Here is a 15,455-nt window from a genome sequence, read left to right as displayed (position 1 = left end):
GTGACGGTGGAAGCATCGTTGGACGAGGAAAACGCAAAGCCCGGACCGCTCGCAGCGCAAGCGGTCCGGGCCGTATCGAAGCCAGCGCGGCTTCAGCTCTTCTGCGGATCGCCGATCTTGAAGAGTCGCGGCAGCGGTGCGGCGCTCTTCGGGCCGAACCACGTGTCGTAGATCTTCGCGGCGTTGCCATCGGCTTCGAGCTGCCTGAGCGTGCCGTTTACCGCATCGAGCAGCCGCGTTTCGCCCTTCGGCACGCCAACGCCTTCATAGTCGTTCGAGATCGTGAAAGCGGAGATTTCGTAGTTCGCCTTGTCCGGCACGCGCGCGAGCAAGGCGACGAGCTTCGGTCCGTCTTGCGTGATCGCCTGCACATTGCCCGTGCGCAGCGCCGCGAACGCAAACGGTGTGTCGTCATACGCGACGATCGTCGCACTCGGGAACTGCGCGCGGACCTGTTGCTCGTTGGTGGTTCCCTTGTCCGCGCCGATGCGCAGGCTGTTCAGTTGCTCCGGTGACTTCAACACGCCCTTCTTCGCGATGAACTGCGTGCCCGATGCGAAGTACGGCGTGCTGAAATCGACTTCCTTCTTGCGCTCGTCGGTAATGGTGAAGTTGGCGAAGACGAGGTCCACCTTCCCCGACTTCAGGAAGGCAATACGGTTCGCGGGATTGGTCGGCTGAATCTCCAGCTTGACGCCGAGGCTCTGCGCGACGGCGCGTGCGTAGTCCACATCGAGGCCGACGATATGGTTGTCTTTCGGATCGACATAGCCGAACGGCGGATTGCTGTCGAACGCGGCGACGCGCAAAACGCCGGCCTTCCTGATGTCGTCGAGACGATCCGCCTGTGCCGCATGCGACGCCACGATCAGCAGTGCGCCAAGCACTGCACCCCAGGTTCTCGTTTTCATTCTGCTGTTCCTTCGGTTCTTTTTGCGAGGCTTGCACTTTAACGATGCATGGCGCCCGCGTGAACGAAGGAATTGTCAGGTGCAAAGCGATTCGGGAGATATGCGTGGCACGGCCTCGGCTGATGACCAGGGCGGCTCGATGATGGCGGCGCGCGGTCTGCCTCGCCGACCATACGGCAACTTCCCGCGCGCTGAAGACAGGTTATGGGTTTTCTGAAGTGCCGGCTTACGCTTCGCCGGTCTTCGGCGCCGCTGTCACTGCATCGATCGTGCGCCCGCCTGCTTGCTGCAGGATCGACTCGACGTCTTTCGCGCGCGCCTCTTCCACCCGCGCGGTAAGAATGAAGCGCGACACCTCGCCCTGATGCCTGAATCGCGCGTCATATTCTTCGTTCCAGCCGATGGACTCGGTGCTGTCGCCTGTCAGAAAGTTGCCGCGCACCGGCCCGGCTTCGTCCGCCTGGAAGTTCAACTCGACTGCATCGGTCGCAACGCCCGACTGCACGAGCGCGTCGCGTGCCTGTTCCGCAGCTTCCATGGATTGAAATACACGTGCGATCATCGTTTCCAATTGAGCCTCCTTCTGTGCCCCTCGATTGGGCGGCATGACAGCGCTGCACGCAATACGCATGCCGCACGGAGAGTGGCGTCAGGAACTCGCGCTCGTGCGCAGGTACGCGTCGATGTTCGCGGCCGGCATCGGCCTCGCGAAGTAGTAACCCTGAATCGCCGCGCCGCCGAGTTCGCGCACGATACGCAACTGATCCGTCGTCTCGACGCCCTCGATGATGCATGTCACGCCGAGGTCATGGCACAGCGTGATCAGCGATCGCACGATGTTCCTGCTTCGCGGATTCGCTTCGATATCGCCGATGAAACGCTTGTCGATCTTGAGTTTGTTGAACGGCAACGCGTGCACATAGCTGAGGCTGGAATAGCCGGTGCCGAAGTCGTCGAGCGAGATGCGTACGCCCACGGCCTGCAACAGCGCCATGTTCGCGTTCGTCTGCACGAAGCTGTGCAGCAACGCCGTTTCCGTGAGTTCGATGGCGACGCGATGCGGCGGCACGCGGCTCGCCTTGATGATCTCGATGAGCCTGCGGGTGCGGATCTCGCTCGAGATATCGTAGGGCGAGACGTTGAACGAAAGATGCACGTCCTCCGGCCACAGCTCCGCAGCGGCGAGCGACTTCTGCAGCAGAATCGGCGTGAGTTCGGCGATGATGCCCGCCTGCTCCGCAATTGGAATGAAGGTGCCGGGCGGCACCGCGCCGAGCACGGGACTTTGCCAGCGCGCGAGACTTTCGAGCGCGAGCGTGCGTTTCGACTGCGCATCGACGATGGGCTGAAACACGGGATAGAACTCGTCGGCAAGATTTGCGCTGCGCAACGCCTGCTCGACCGCGCCCTGTTCCTTCAGCAACTGCTCGTGTTCCACCGAGAACATCACCGAGCGCGATCGACCCGAACGTTTCGCGTGATACAGCGCATAGTCGGCGCGTTCGTAGAGCAGATCGGCGGTCGCGGCCGCGTTCGGGTAGACCGCGAAGCCGATCGAGCATCCGACCGATGTCGTCAGGTTGCCCACGGTGATCGGCCTGCTCACCGTCTGAATGATGACCTCGGCGGATGCGAGCAGCGCGGCTTCGTCGGCATCGGTGACGATGAAAGCGAACTCGTCGCCCCCGACCCGCGCGAGCAACGCGCTATGACTCGATACCCCCTCGATGCGCCGCGCGATTTCCGCGAGCACATGATCGCCCACGCGATGCCCGTGCGTGTCGTTGACGGGTTTGAATCCATCGAGATCCACGATGCCGACCGCAACCGACCGTTTCGTTACCGTGGCGCTGGCGATGGATGCCTGCAGCTCTTCGAAGAACTGGCGGCGGTTCGGCAGCCCGGTGAGCATGTCGAGATTCGCGAGCCACACATTTTCCCTGCTGAGCTGGGATGTTTCGGCTTCCGAACGAATCAGGTTCGCGAAGTCGCGCTGGTAGCCGAACATCACGATGCTCATCAGCCCGACGGTGATCGCGATGTCGACTGCGGATGCCGTCGCGCCGATATCGCCCATGCACAGCATGAAGCCGATGAACGGCAGCATCATCGCGAAAGCGACGAGCGCGGCCGCCGCGCGAAGGTGCATCAGGCAGAAGAAGCCTGCCATCGTCGAAGCGACGATCTGCATCAGAATGAAGTACTTCGCGTGCACGTCGGCGTATTTGAAGAGCATCACGTCGACGCCCATCGCGACGAGCGCGCAGACGATGAGCACGGTCGTCGCGCGCGCGAGATGCCGGCGCGCTTGCGCATCGGTCAGTTCGTCGTGGCGATGATCGAGCCACCACCATCCCCGCCACGCGAGCAGGACGATAAAAATGCCCGGAACGCCGAGCGCGAGCCACGCGGGCGCGCGGTGCGCGAACACGAACATGACCGACAGCATCGTGACTGCAAGCGATGCGTAGAACGGCGGGATCTTGGCTGCAAACGATCTGAACTGCGCGGTGGCGACGCCTGGCGGCGTCTTCATCTCGTGATGCACGACTACCTCTCAGTATTGCGATTCGCGGGCCGCGCGCGGGTCATGCACGAGCGTGTTCGATGCGAAACTGCGAGACGGTTCGCGACAGGTGCCGCCCCTGATCGTCGAGCGCCTGAGAAGCGGCCGCGGCCTGTTCGACGAGCGCGGCGTTCTGCTGCGTGACGCGATCCATCTGCGCGATCGCCTGATTGACCTGCTCGATGCCGCGGCTCTGTTCCCCGGAGGCCGCGGCGATCTCGTCCATGATGTCGGATACGCGCGCCACCGCGCGGAGCACGTCGCTCATGGTGGCGCCCGCATCCTGCGCGAGCACGAAGCCCGCTTCCACTTTCGCCACCGACGCGCCGATCAGCTCCTTGATCTCCTTGGCCGCGTGCGAGGAACGCTGCGCGAGCGAGCGCACTTCGGATGCCACGACGGCGAATCCGCGCCCTTGCTCACCCGCGCGCGCCGCCTCGACTGCCGCGTTCAGCGCGAGGATGTTGGTCTGGAATGCGATGCCTTCGATGATCCCGATGATGTCCGCGATCCTGAGCGAACTCTCGCTGATGGCGGTCATCGTCTCGACGACGCGCGTCACCACTGCGTTGCCCTGCTGCGCGACGTGCGACGCGTTCGCCGACAGCGTGCTCGCCTGCTGAGCGTTGTCGGCATTCTGCCGAACCGTCGACGTCAGTTCTTCCATGCTCGCCGCCGTTTCCTGCAGCGACGACGCTTGCTCTTCCGTGCGCGCGGAGAGATCGGCGTTGCCGGAGGCGATCTGCATCGAACCGGTCGCGATGCCGTCGGCGGCCATGCGTACCTCGCCGATCAGCGTGACGAGGCTCTTCTGCATGGCGTCCATCGACGAGAGCACGCTGCCTGCGGGCGCCGCGCGCGTCATGCCGACCGGACTGAGATCGCCCGAAGCAACGCGCTGCGTGATTTCCTTGAGCGTGGCCGGCTCGGTGCCGAGCGCGCGCGTGAGTCCGCGCGTGATGACGACGCCCGCCAGCACCGCAGCCGCGACGGCGCCGAGGCAGATGGCCGCGAGAATCTGCAACTGCACCGCATAGTGTTCGTGCGCGTCGGCCACGAGCGCTTCGGCGCGCCGATGCGTGTGGCGCGAGTAAGCGTCGGTGGCGCCGACCAGCGCGGCCAGCAGCGGGCGGCATTCGTCGTTGATCTTGCGTACCGCTTCGTCCTGCCGGTGCTCGCTCGCGAGTTCGACGATGGATTGCGCGACCGGCGCATAGAGCGCTTCGACGCGGTTGATTTCGGCGACGAGCGAGCGTGCTTCGTCGGTCGTATCCGTGGCGGACGCGATCATCGCGCTCAGCTTGCCGAGGTTCGCGGTGACGTCCGCCTGCGCGCGTGCTTCCGCCGCCTTCTCCAGCGCGAAATCGGCGGGCGTCGACACGAGCGCCATGTTGCGCGCGGCGATTGCGCGCCGGTCGACTGCGGCGCGAACCTGCTCCGCCATCGCGGCCCGCGCATTGGCGCCTTCGACATAGCCGGTGAAGCGCCGGTTCGCATCGCCGAGCGCGTTGATCGATACCGCCGATACGATCAGCACGACGCCCGTGAGAAAGCTGAATGACAAGGCGAGCTTCGCCTTGATCGACATGGTCTTGAGATTCATGGTGTTGTTGTGTAGTGCGCCGTGGTCCGCGGCGTGCGGGAGATGCGTACCCGCTGCATTATCGAGACTTTCCGTTTTTATCAATTTTCGCCGTCTTGCTCTTCGGCTCGATGGAAGCCATAATTACCGACACACCGCACAACCGTTGGTAATTGCGACCGATGACCGCAGAAGACAGCGAGATAAGCGCGTTAAGCGTAGATTTAACTGAAGAATAGCGCAAGCGGAAAATTGCCGTTTCTATCAAATTCGGCGATTGTGCTTTAAGCCGAAGCCAGCTATCGTTTGCGCCCTCAACGCAAGGAGCCTCATGTCATTGAACGACGATCCCATCCTGACGACCCGCGACGCGGCGGCCATTCTCGGCGTATCGGTCAAGACGGCGCAAACGTGGATCGAGCAGGGGATGATCGAATCGTGGAAGACGCCGGGCGGGCATCGTCGCGTGCGTACGAGCGCGGTCATCGCGCTGCGCGACCAGCTCGGCAATGGGCGGCAGCCTGCGGCGCGCGTCGAGAATGCGATTGCGCTCGTGGTGGCGTCGGATGCGGCGTTGCCGGCCTATCTGGAGGCGGTGGCTGCGGCGGGCCTGCGCGGCATCGGCCAGAGCGATCCGTTCAACGCGATGCTCGATGCGGGCGTCGCGATGCCGGCTGTCATTGCAATCGAGCTGATGCGCGGCGACTGGGAACGTCTGTCGATGGCGCGGCGTCTGCTCCAGTCGCGCGATCTCGGGCATATGCGGATGCTCATCGTGACCGACATGAGCAGCGCGCAACTCGAAGCGGATCTCGGAAGGCTGTCGCGCGTGACGGTGCTGCAGACGCCCGCCGACCGCGCTGCGTTCACGGCGGCGCTGATGCGGTGCCTCGCACTTACGCCGCCCGATGATGCTGCATCGTCCTATCCGATTGCCGCGAACGAGGAGGCGCGCGTGCAGGCCGTGGCGCGCACGGGGCTCGTCGATACGGTCAACGAGCCCGAATTCGACGAGATCGTTCAACTCACGGCCGAGATATTGCGCGTGCCGATCAGCCTGATGACGCTGTTGACGCCGGATCGTCAATGGTTCAAGGCGCGGTGGGGACTCAACGCGCAAGAGACGCCGCGGCCGTGGGCGTTCTGCAATTTCACGATCATGCAGAACGATGTGTTCGTCGTCGACGATGCCGCCGCCGATGTGCGATTCAACGCGAATCCGCTCGTGACCGGCGAGCCGCGCATCCGGTTCTATGCGGGCGCGCCTTTGCGCGATGCTCAGGGGAATGCGCTTGGGGCGCTGTGCGGCATCGACCGGCAGCCGCGTGTGATCGATGCGGTGCAGAAGCGGCGGCTAGTCAATCTCGCGGGGCTTGCGTCGGACCGGATCGGGCTGGTGACGCGGCGGCGGGCGGAGCGGTGGAACAAGGCGGGGTGACGCTGTGGCGCGCGATCGTTCGCTCGTTGAGAAAGCTCGACGAGCGAATGAATCGCGATTTCTTTTGAGGCTTGTTCCTAGAGTTGGGCTGTGACGTGGAAGCCGACCGATACGCGCGATGTCGTGAATGCCGACGGCTTGTGGATCGGCGTGCCGGCGAATAGGTCGTAGCTGAGCCCCGCGTACTTACCCGGGACGCCGCCGCGTACGCCGATGACTGCGCCGACCAGTTGCGTGCCCGCCAGAAACGCCGTGTTCGGTCCGAACACGCGGCCATAGTCGATACCGGCGTAAAGCGACTGGCCAGTCTTGCCGATCGGCGCTTGCAACTCGTTGCGCCAATAGAAACCCTTCTCGCCTGCCAGCATCTGTTCGCCGTCGAAGCCGCGTACTGTGTAGCGGCTGCCGATGGTGAGATCGTCGACGTAGAACAGCGTGTCGTTCGTGTATTGACCGTGGAAGGTCGTCACGTATCTGAGCGCCTGCGATGCGATCGCGAAGGGCACCGACAGGTTGGCATCCAGCACGGCCATGTGGAACCGATAGGTCGGGCCGTCGGGTTTCGTTGCTGGCGTCGGCGCGATGTTCGGATCGTACGCCAGCGATGGATCGGCCTTCCCGCCGAATGCGCCGATGCCCTGTCGATACGCAAGCGTGCCATCGAACTGTGCGCCGCCGAAGTAGTGACGATCGGTCAGGCCCGCTTCGAAGAACGTGTTGTTGCGGCGCTGGATTTCGATTTCCGTGTCGTCGATGAAACTCGCGCCGAAGCGTTTGGACAACTGCACGTAACCGCCGAACACGTCGTTCTGATCGCGACGCAGCACGCGAGCCAGCTTCACCCCGGCCGACTGCGAATTGCCGCTCGATACGAAGGTCTGATTCACGCCCGCAATCTGCTGGTAGTACGTGTTCGTGTTGCCGAACAGCGTCGCCGTCCAGTAACCCCACGGCATCGAGTACGAGCCGTTGAAGCCGTGGGAGCCGAGCGCTTTGTCTTTGAAATACAGATCCTGACTCGCGCCGAGGGTCAGGATGTCGTTCAGGCCGAGCAGATTGTCGATGCCGAGGCTCACATTGCCTTGCAGCTTGCCAGTCGCGCGGCTGCCTGAGTTATCGACCGATGCGACGAACGTCCATGGCTTCGATCGCTTGAGCGTGAGAACGACATCGCTTTCGCCCGGGACGCTGGTCGGCTCGATCTTCATCGAGACGTCCTGGCTGGCGACGCGCTTCATCTGCTCGAGGCCCTGTTCGAGATCGCGCAGGTTCAGCACGTCACCGGGTCTTGCGGGGAAGGCGGTTTTCCACGTGCCCCACGAGATTGGGTCGGCGAAGCGCACCTCCCGGATGAGCCCCGGCACGAGTGCAACCTTGAGCGTACCCGTCGATAAGTCTTGCTCGGGCAACAGCACGCGCGTTGTCACGAGACCGCGACCGAGAATCGCTTGCTGCAAGCCTTTCGTGATCAGATTGACGCCGTCTTTGCCGACGCATTGGCCTGTGTAATGGTCGAGCCATTCACGCGCAAACGCGAACGGGTCCAGCGGCAGCGCCGATGCGCCTTTGATACGCACCGCATCGGGCAATGTCGCAGGCACATCGAGCGCGAACGTGTCGATGCGAAAGCATGGCGACTCGATGGGTAGTTCGGGGTAGGCCCCCACAGTCGGAAGCGTCGAACGCACCGTGGGTGCCTGTACCGCTGCTTCTCGCTGCTGCGCTTCGCGCTGTTGTTGAATCTGCTGACTCTGCTCAGCGTTCGCACGTGCCGCAGCTGCCTCATCGGCGCGCGCAGGCGCTTGTTGCGCCTGAACGGCGAGCGATACCAGGGCTGTAAGCGGCAACGCCGCCAGCCTCAAACTAATTGCCATTACTCTACTCGAAGAACTAATCGACGAAAGTCGACTCACCTTGCGCCTTTGCGCCTCTCCACGTGGTGCCGGCGGTTACCGCTTGGCAAGGTTCGACTACAACGGTACGGCAACCTGCATCCGGCACCACTGTCTGTGCCGCGCCCACAGCTTCGCAGCAGAGGGCCTCAACAACCGCGTTCAAACCTCATGGCCGTATCTGTGCTAGCGGAAGAAGGACGGTCACCGCCTTGGCTGCGTGCACGACGAAACACGAGATCTAGGGCGACCGTCTAATTCCCTCTCAGTCGATCTCCAACGCATCTAGCGGTTCGTGGACTTCCACTTGACTAACATCGCCGTTTGGCCAAACCCAATGCTGCCAATTCTCGATGAGCCAGCGAGTTGACAAGCGATATGAGGCAGTGTCTTGTGGGAATACCACATAGCAATTGATTCCTGCCTTGTAGCCACTGATAGCTATCAGTCCGAGCCTATCAGATTTATCCGGCGCTTCGCAAACCATCATTACGACATGGCTCTCGAATGGCTGCCCAGCCACGAAGCGAAGCAATGTGCCTCGCTCGAGTTCTGAATTTGGGCTCTCAATTAGTCTTTTCCAATTCGTCATTTCAGTCGAAGGTCGTGTTGTCCAGACGTGTCAGCAGGTTTCGTCGTCTTCAGATCCAGCATACTCACTTCACCCATGTGTGCACCGGTTTTTCCATTGACCTGTTCGAAGCGTCCATGTTGTGAATCGACAGCATAAAGGGTACCGTCGTCTGCACGGTATACATCGCGTCCATTGAGTCGGCTGAGTTGCGAGTCCTTCGCCCAGCCGTTGTCCGCCGCGACCGTCTGGGCCGTTTGTTTGACCTGCGCAACTCTCTCTCCGGGCGGCAAATTGACAAGGGACCGTTCGAACGCTTCCGCTTCCGTCAGCGCTCTCGCTTCGGCTGCAGTTCCCTTTGAACCTCTGGTCGCCAGCACAGCCGTCCAGAACTCCACATCCGGCCCTACTGCGTCGCCTGGCGAGTACGGTACACGCAAGCCGTCGAGCGAGATATACCCAGGATCGCTAGGCGAAGCGAACGGCCCACCATTGGGCAGATTCACGGCCATCTCGGCGATCGAGACAATCCCGTTTCGTATTCCCGCTGATATGGATCCCGGTGTGCTCCCCTCACACTTCTGATTCGAACAGTGCGCTTCAGCGTTGTACATATCCACGGCCGAGCCGATCGATGCGCCGCTGCTGCCGCCGACGACCGCACCCGCTCCGGCCGCCAGCGCGTTCGCGATGATATTTCCCAGCGCGCGGTCCGCGTCCGCGTTACCCGTCGGACTTGCTCTGGTAATGGCGTTACTGAGGTCGTTCAGATTGCCCGCCAGCGCTGCCGATACCCCTGCTCCAGCCGCACCGCCCGCAACGCTCCCGCCTCCCAGTCCCGCCACCGCCGCCCCGCCCGCGATATGCATCGCAATACGATACTCACCACCTTCCTTCCACTTGTCCGCCGTCGCCTGATCGCCCGCCGCCTCGGCCGCCTCCTTCTGCCGCTGCGCATAGTTTCCGATCTGCGTCGCCACCGTCTGCGCCACGATCGCCGCTGCCTGTTGCGTGCTCGCTTGCTGCTGAAGCAGATTGTTCAAATCCGGCAACTTGCTGACCGTGCCATTTAAGTCCGTCGTATCACGATTCAGGCTCGCGACGTCCTGCGTCTGATGATCCTTGTCCGTGATATTGATCGTGCCCGCACCGACCGCACTCTTCGTCGTCGCAGTCTCGTTGCCGCTATCATGCTGCGAGACCAGCCCTGCGAGTCGTGCGTTTCGCTTACGCTGCCGATAGCGACATCGCCCGTCGAAACCAGCGCCACGCCGCCTTTGTCGGCCGTGACGCTCGAGCCCATCACCGCGAGATCACCGCCGCCCGCCTGCCCCGCCGCAAGCACCACGTTGCCGCCCGCGCTCACGCTCGAACTGTTCACGCGCTCGTCGTAGCTCGAATTCGCGTGCTGGCTCTGACTGTTGCTCAGCGACTGCTCGCTGTACGTGCGCGTGTCCTTCGACGCCGTCACCGTCACATCGCGACCGGCGATCATGGCGGCGTCGCCGCCGGCTGCAACCGTCGATCCCGTCAGCGTCGCGTCGCGACCGGAAACCGTCGTCACGTTGCCGCCCGCGACGATGCCGCTCCCGAGTTCCTGCGTCACCGTGTCGTGACGGAAGTCCTGTCCGCCGTGTCCGGATGAATCCTTGGTCGAGGTCAGCGTCGTCGTGCCGACGTTGAGATCCCGTCCTGCCATGACGGTCGCGTCGCCGCCGCTCTGGATCAGCGCGCCGTTGAGATTGACGTCGCGGCCCGCGATGACCGTCGCGCTGTTCGTCGCCGAGATCGTGCCGATTGCATCGGCGCTCGTGTTCGTCGTCGTCCCGGAGAACGATCTATCCGTGAACGACTTCGATACGCCATACGTCTGCGTCTCGTTGATGACATCGCGTCCGGCCTGCACGACCACATCGTTGCCGCCGATGCGCCCGCTCGTGTTGCGCACATCCTGCACCGCGACGACCGCCGTGGTCCCGCCGCTGCCGATGATGCCGCTGTTGACCACATTGTTGCCGATGATCGTCGTCGCCAGATTGCTCGTGACGTGACCGCTGTTGTTCACGTCGCCGCTCGCGTTGAGCGTCACGCTGTTGCCCGCGACGAGCGCGCCGCTGTGCTTCAGATCGACCGCGTTGGCCTGGGCGAGATACACGGTCGGCACCAGCACCGTCTGGTGCGAGCCATCCGGCAAGGTCACATCCTGCTCGACGAGCCACACCATATCGCTCGTGAGCCGCGCCATCTGCTCGGCGCTCAGCGCAATGCCCGGCGTAAGGCCGAACTCCCTCGCATACGTCACGCCGTTGTTCATCAGCGCGGTGTATTCGCTCAGGTTGTCGTGGAAACCGTCCAGGAACGTGCGGCCCGTCAGTTGCGTGATCTGGTTGCGCACGAGTTGCTCTTCATACGCGCCATCGCCCAGCCGCTTGATCGTCTTGGCCGGATCGAGGTTCAGCGCCCTGAGCATGTAGTCGCTGCTGATGAACTGCCCGTATTGCGTCAGGCGCGGATCGGTGGCGATCAGATAGGTCGCGCCCGGCGCGGTGTTGTACGTTTAGAGGCCATTGACCGGCAGCTTCAGGTTCGGAATGCCGCCAGTGGCGCCGCCCAGCGTCTGCGGCGCGCTCGACTGGCCGCTCACCGCTTGCGTCTGACTGCCTTTGACGCCTTGCGTGCTGCCGCCCTGACCTGCGATCATGCCCGCCTGCGTGCCATCGGCGCTGCCGCCCGTCACGCCCGAGCCGATGACAGTCTGCCCCTGCCCGCGTGGTTGTCGATGCTCTGCGCGTTGAGCGTGGCATCGGTCGCCGCATTGAGCTGCCCCTGATTCGAGAGCGACGCGGCGCGGACATCCAGCGCGCCGTTCGTGCCGATCACACCGCCCGTGCCGTTCACGAGTGCGCCGGTGGTTGTGACCTTCAACCCATCGCTGTTGAGCGAGACGATGCGTCCCGCCGTGTTGTCGAGCAATGCAGCATTGATATCCACGCGGCGGGCCGCCTGAATCGCGCCTTGCGTGTTGTTCAGCGCAAGCGCGGCCTGAAGCGCGAGCGCGCCGTTGCTCACGATGCTGCCCGATGCGTTCGACAGCGTACCGTTCGGTTTCACCGTCAGCGCACCTGCGCCAGCGTGCTGAATCGTGCCGTTGTCATTGGCGATGCCTGGCGCCCTGACGCTCAGATTGTTCGCATTCGATGCGATCGTGCCGCCGGTGTTGTCCAGCGCGCCGCCTGCGCTGATGGTTTGATCGCTCGCGCCGTACTGCGTGAGCTTGCCGCCGCGGTTCACGAGCGCGCCGGGCGTGGACACGGCGAGCGCATCGCCGTTGATGTCGCCGCTGGTGTTGTCGATCGATGCAGCGGAAACGGTCGTCGCCGAGCCCGACAGCGTGCCGCCTGCGTTATTGAGCGCGCCCGGTGTGGTCGCGCTCAGTGCGCCACCGGCGACAACGCTGCCCGCGTGATTGTCGATGCTTTGTGCGTTGAGCGTGGCGTTGCCCGCCGCGTTCATCTGTCCTTGATTCGACAGCGTGCCCGCCGCTACGCCGAGCGCCCCATTGGTGCCGATGCTGCCGCCCGCGCCGTTCACGAGTGCGCCATTCGCGGTGATGCTCAAGCCCTCTGCGTTCAGCGAAGTGATGCGACCTGCCGTGTTATCGACGGAACCCGCGCGGATCGTCTCGCGGCCTGCTGCCTGCATCACGCCCTGGCGATTGTCGAGCGCAGCCGTCGAATTGACGTCGAGCGTCGATTGCGTGACGACCTGACCGCCTGCGTTACTGATGCTGCCCGCAGCCAGTTGCATGGCGTCGCCGCTCGACAGCTTGCCGCCTTCGTTGACGAGCTTACCGGTGGCGCTCGCGTTGAGCGCGCCGCCAGCGGTCGTCGCCGCGCCCGCGAGGTTCAGATCCCCGTTGTTGGCCGCGAGCGTGAGCGCGCCATTGGCCGAGGTGTTGCTGCCTGCGAGATTGACCGCCGTGCCCTGGATGACGGTATTGCCGCCGCCTTCGTTGCGTCCCGTCGCGGTTACTGCGCCGCTCGCGAGCACCGTCAGATCGCCCGAATTGGCGATGGTGCCATCGGCGTTCACGCCCGCGCCGAGCGTGCCCGTCGAGGCGATCGCGCCCGCGTTCAGCGTCGTGTTCTGTTGCGCCGCCAGCACGCCCGTATTCGTCAGCGTCCCCGACGTCGATGCGATCACATCGCGCCGGGCATAGGTCATGCCGCTGTTGTCGATGCCATCGCGTGCCGTCGCGCTGATGCTGCCGCTCGCGTTCGTCTGTCCGGCCAGCACCAGTTGCCCGTTCGACTTGAGCGTCAGGTCGCCGGCCTGCGCCGCGAGCACGCCCTTATTGGACACCCCGACGCCATACTCGTTGGACGTCAGAAAAATCCGATTCGCGTACATCCCGCCCAGCGCGCTCACATCGATCGCCATCGCTGGCGCGGCGCCATTGCCGGCGATCGCCGTCGCCGACAGCGTGTTGTGATCGATCTGATTCGCGCCTGCGATGACGTTCAGGCTATTCGCATAGATGGCGGCGTTGACCTGAATCGCGCGGGCCAGCAGATCGACCTGGTCGACATTCGTCGCATTCAGTCCCGCGCCTTGCACGGTGATATTGCCGCCTGATACGCTGAAGCCCGCGAGATTTCCGGTCGCGCCAAAGTTCGGCGTGCCGGTCGTCAAGATGGCGCGCGACGTATTGATGAAGCCGCCGCCATCGACCACGATCCCGTTCGGATTCGCGATGACCACTTCGGCTCGCGATCCAGCGACCTCAAGATAGCCGCGCAATTGCGACGGCGAGTTGCTCATCACCTGATTGACGATGATGCCAGCGGACTGCCCCGGCGAAAGATTCGGGTTGCCGTTGATGTAACCCGCTTGCTGGGTCTGAACGATGGTCGGCGAGTTGTTCAGAATCGCGCCCTTGCCCGGCACGTCGAACTGCGAAAAATTGTTGAGTGAAACGCCAGCCCCGGACGGACGCGCGATATTCACCTGATCCAGCCCATTCTGTGTCTGAATGACCTGCGCACCCGACCCCGGCGCAGCGACGATCTGCGCATCGGCGATCGTCGAGACCGTGCCGAGCAGCAGCATCGCGGCGAATGCGGTGGCGCGCAAGTCAGGCACAGCGCTCAAAAGACCGCGCATCGCGCGACCCGTGCTCCCGCCGCTGACCGGCTCGCTCGTATGCGAGGTGGCGAAGTCGGCGACGGCACCCAGCATGCGGCGCATGCGACAGAAAACAACCTTGTGCAAACCTTTGTTCATTCTTCGAATCTTTCGGGCGTTCCAGCGAGCCCGAAATTATCGGTATCCTAATTTGCTGCCACAGCCAGACAGTTCCTAATTTTCTTGATCACAAGCAATCTTCTCTCGAGCCCGTGGGAACTCACCGCCACCGCCCTTCGCACCCCGACGGACGCACCGGCGAACGAGCCTCGCCACGCCGGCGACAAAAAAGCACGATCCGCACGGACCTGCTAACCTCAGCGGAACCCATCCCCCGCGAAGGAGCCTGAAGCATGAGCGAGCCGTCCGACTACACCCCACCGGCCGTCTGGACCTGGAACAAGGAAAGCGGCGGGCGTTTCGCCAATATCAATCGCCCGATCTCCGGTCCCACGCACGACAAGCCCCTGCCGGTCGGACGGCATCCGTTGCAGCTTTATTCGCTCGCGACGCCCAACGGCGTGAAAGTCACGGTGATGCTCGAAGAACTGCTCGCACTCGGCCACGAAGGGGCCGAATACGATGCATGGCTCATCCGCATCGGTGAAGGTGACCAGTTCGGCAGCGGCTTCGTGGACGTGAACCCCAATTCGAAGATTCCCGCATTGCTCGATCGCAGCGGCGCGGCTCCCGTGCGCGTGTTCGAATCGGGCGCCATCCTGCTTTACCTCGCGGAGAAGTTCGGCGCGTTTCTGCCGACAGATCCGGCCCAGCGCGCCGAATGCCTCTCCTGGCTTTTCTGGCAGATGGGCAGCGCGCCGTATCTCGGCGGCGGCTTCGGCCATTTCTACGCCTACGCGCCGACCAGGATGGAGTACCCGATCGACCGCTTCGCCATGGAAGTGAAACGCCAGCTCGACGTGCTCGACAAGCGTCTCGCAGACAGCGCGTATGTCGCAGGCAATGCGTACACCATCGCCGATATCGCCATCTGGCCGTGGTACGGCGGCCTCGTCAGCGGCTGGCTCTACGATGCAGCGGAGTTCCTGTCCGTACACGAATACACGCATGTGCGCCGCTGGGCGGACACCATCGGCGCACGCGCCGCCGTGCAGCGCGGCCGCATGGTGAACCGCACCTTCGGCGAGCCGTCGACCCAGCTGCACGAGCGTCACGATGCATCGGACTTCGAGACGCGCACGCAGGACAAGCTCGCGGAGTAATGCGCGCAGGAGACACGTGGATGAAACGCGGACGCCTTATCGTGCCTGACCGCGTCCACGACATCACGTGCATCGGTATGGTGTTTGC

11 protein-coding genes and 1 pseudogene are annotated in these 15,455 nt (G+C 63.4%); 2 read left to right on the top strand and 10 right to left on the bottom strand.

Annotated elements, in window-relative coordinates:
• Positions 1-92 precede the first annotated feature (92 nt).
• From P9220_RS26830 to P9220_RS26815, 4 genes and pseudogenes are all read right to left on the bottom strand, one after another.
• Positions 93-911, bottom strand: coding sequence for an ABC transporter substrate-binding protein (locus P9220_RS26830; RefSeq protein WP_309768881.1), 819 nt, complete (start codon positions 909-911; stop codon positions 93-95).
• A 226-nt stretch (positions 912-1,137) separates the two neighbouring features.
• Entirely contained in the window at positions 1,138-1,482 is a 345-nt protein-coding gene (locus tag P9220_RS26825) for a hypothetical protein (protein ID WP_309768880.1), read from the bottom strand.
• Positions 1,483-1,560: 78 nt separating this feature from the next.
• On the bottom strand, positions 1,561-3,447 hold the full coding sequence (locus tag P9220_RS26820) for an EAL domain-containing protein (protein ID WP_309768879.1): 1,887 nt from the start codon (positions 3,445-3,447) through the stop codon (positions 1,561-1,563).
• 55 nt (positions 3,448-3,502) lie between these two features.
• Positions 3,503-5,080 (bottom strand): annotated as a pseudogene (locus P9220_RS26815) (methyl-accepting chemotaxis protein); the annotation flags it as partial.
• 310 nt (positions 5,081-5,390) lie between these two features.
• On the opposite strand from P9220_RS26815, the gene P9220_RS26810 reads away from it, so the two are divergent.
• Positions 5,391-6,497 (top strand): helix-turn-helix domain-containing protein, encoded by a 1,107-nt coding sequence (locus tag P9220_RS26810; protein WP_309768878.1) that lies wholly within the window; start codon positions 5,391-5,393, stop codon positions 6,495-6,497.
• A 77-nt stretch (positions 6,498-6,574) separates the two neighbouring features.
• On the opposite strand, the gene P9220_RS26805 is transcribed toward P9220_RS26810, so the two are convergent.
• From P9220_RS26805 to P9220_RS26785, 6 genes are all read right to left on the bottom strand, one after another.
• The gene (locus P9220_RS26805) at positions 6,575-8,371 is read right to left on the bottom strand and encodes a ShlB/FhaC/HecB family hemolysin secretion/activation protein (RefSeq protein WP_309768877.1); all 1,797 of its coding nucleotides are present in this window, start codon (positions 8,369-8,371) and stop codon (positions 6,575-6,577) included.
• A gap of 283 nt (positions 8,372-8,654) precedes the next feature.
• Positions 8,655-8,981: an Imm45 family immunity protein gene (gene imm45, locus P9220_RS27135; protein WP_404980222.1), complete on the bottom strand. Its 327-nt coding sequence runs from the start codon at positions 8,979-8,981 to the stop codon at positions 8,655-8,657.
• Entirely contained in the window at positions 8,978-10,003 is a 1,026-nt protein-coding gene (locus P9220_RS26800; RefSeq protein ID WP_309768876.1) for a hypothetical protein, read from the bottom strand. Before P9220_RS26800 ends, imm45 begins: the two co-directional genes overlap by 4 nt.
• Before the next feature lie 47 nt (positions 10,004-10,050).
• Entirely contained in the window at positions 10,051-11,430 is a 1,380-nt protein-coding gene (locus P9220_RS26795) for a hemagglutinin repeat-containing protein (RefSeq protein ID WP_309768875.1), read from the bottom strand.
• 87 nt (positions 11,431-11,517) lie between these two features.
• The gene (locus tag P9220_RS26790; protein WP_309768874.1) at positions 11,518-11,697 is read right to left on the bottom strand and encodes a hypothetical protein; all 180 of its coding nucleotides are present in this window, start codon (positions 11,695-11,697) and stop codon (positions 11,518-11,520) included.
• Entirely contained in the window at positions 11,694-14,243 is a 2,550-nt protein-coding gene (locus tag P9220_RS26785) for a filamentous hemagglutinin N-terminal domain-containing protein (RefSeq protein WP_309768873.1), read from the bottom strand. The genes P9220_RS26790 and P9220_RS26785 overlap by 4 nt, the downstream gene beginning before the upstream one ends.
• A 254-nt stretch (positions 14,244-14,497) precedes the next feature.
• Here P9220_RS26785 and yghU point away from each other — a divergent pair, with 254 nt between their 5' ends.
• Entirely contained in the window at positions 14,498-15,367 is an 870-nt protein-coding gene (gene yghU, locus P9220_RS26780; RefSeq protein WP_309768872.1) for a glutathione-dependent disulfide-bond oxidoreductase, read from the top strand.
• Positions 15,368-15,455 lie beyond the last annotated feature (88 nt).

The sequence above is a fragment of the Caballeronia sp. LZ016 genome, assembly GCF_031450805.1.
Taxonomy (GTDB): Bacteria; Pseudomonadota; Gammaproteobacteria; order Burkholderiales; family Burkholderiaceae; genus Caballeronia.
Note: the sequence above shows the minus strand (reverse complement) of the source record. Positions and strands in the feature narration are given on the sequence as shown.

Bases quoted from the DNA above. Each gene is read 5' to 3' on its own strand.
- yghU (WP_309768872.1), top strand. From the start codon at position 14,498: ATGAGCGAGCCGTCCGACTACACCCCACCGGCCGTCTGGACCTGGAAC.
- P9220_RS26805 (WP_309768877.1), bottom strand. From the start codon at position 8,371: ATGGCAATTAGTTTGAGGCTGGCGGCGTTGCCGCTTACAGCCCTGGTA.
- P9220_RS26830 (WP_309768881.1), bottom strand. From the start codon at position 911: ATGAAAACGAGAACCTGGGGTGCAGTGCTTGGCGCACTGCTGATCGTG.
- P9220_RS26810 (WP_309768878.1), top strand. From the start codon at position 5,391: ATGTCATTGAACGACGATCCCATCCTGACGACCCGCGACGCGGCGGCC.
- P9220_RS26820 (WP_309768879.1), bottom strand. From the start codon at position 3,447: ATGAAGACGCCGCCAGGCGTCGCCACCGCGCAGTTCAGATCGTTTGCA.
- imm45 (WP_404980222.1), bottom strand. From the start codon at position 8,981: ATGACGAATTGGAAAAGACTAATTGAGAGCCCAAATTCAGAACTCGAG.
- P9220_RS26785 (WP_309768873.1), bottom strand. From the start codon at position 14,243: ATGAACAAAGGTTTGCACAAGGTTGTTTTCTGTCGCATGCGCCGCATG.
- P9220_RS26795 (WP_309768875.1), bottom strand. From the start codon at position 11,430: ATGCTCAGGGCGCTGAACCTCGATCCGGCCAAGACGATCAAGCGGCTG.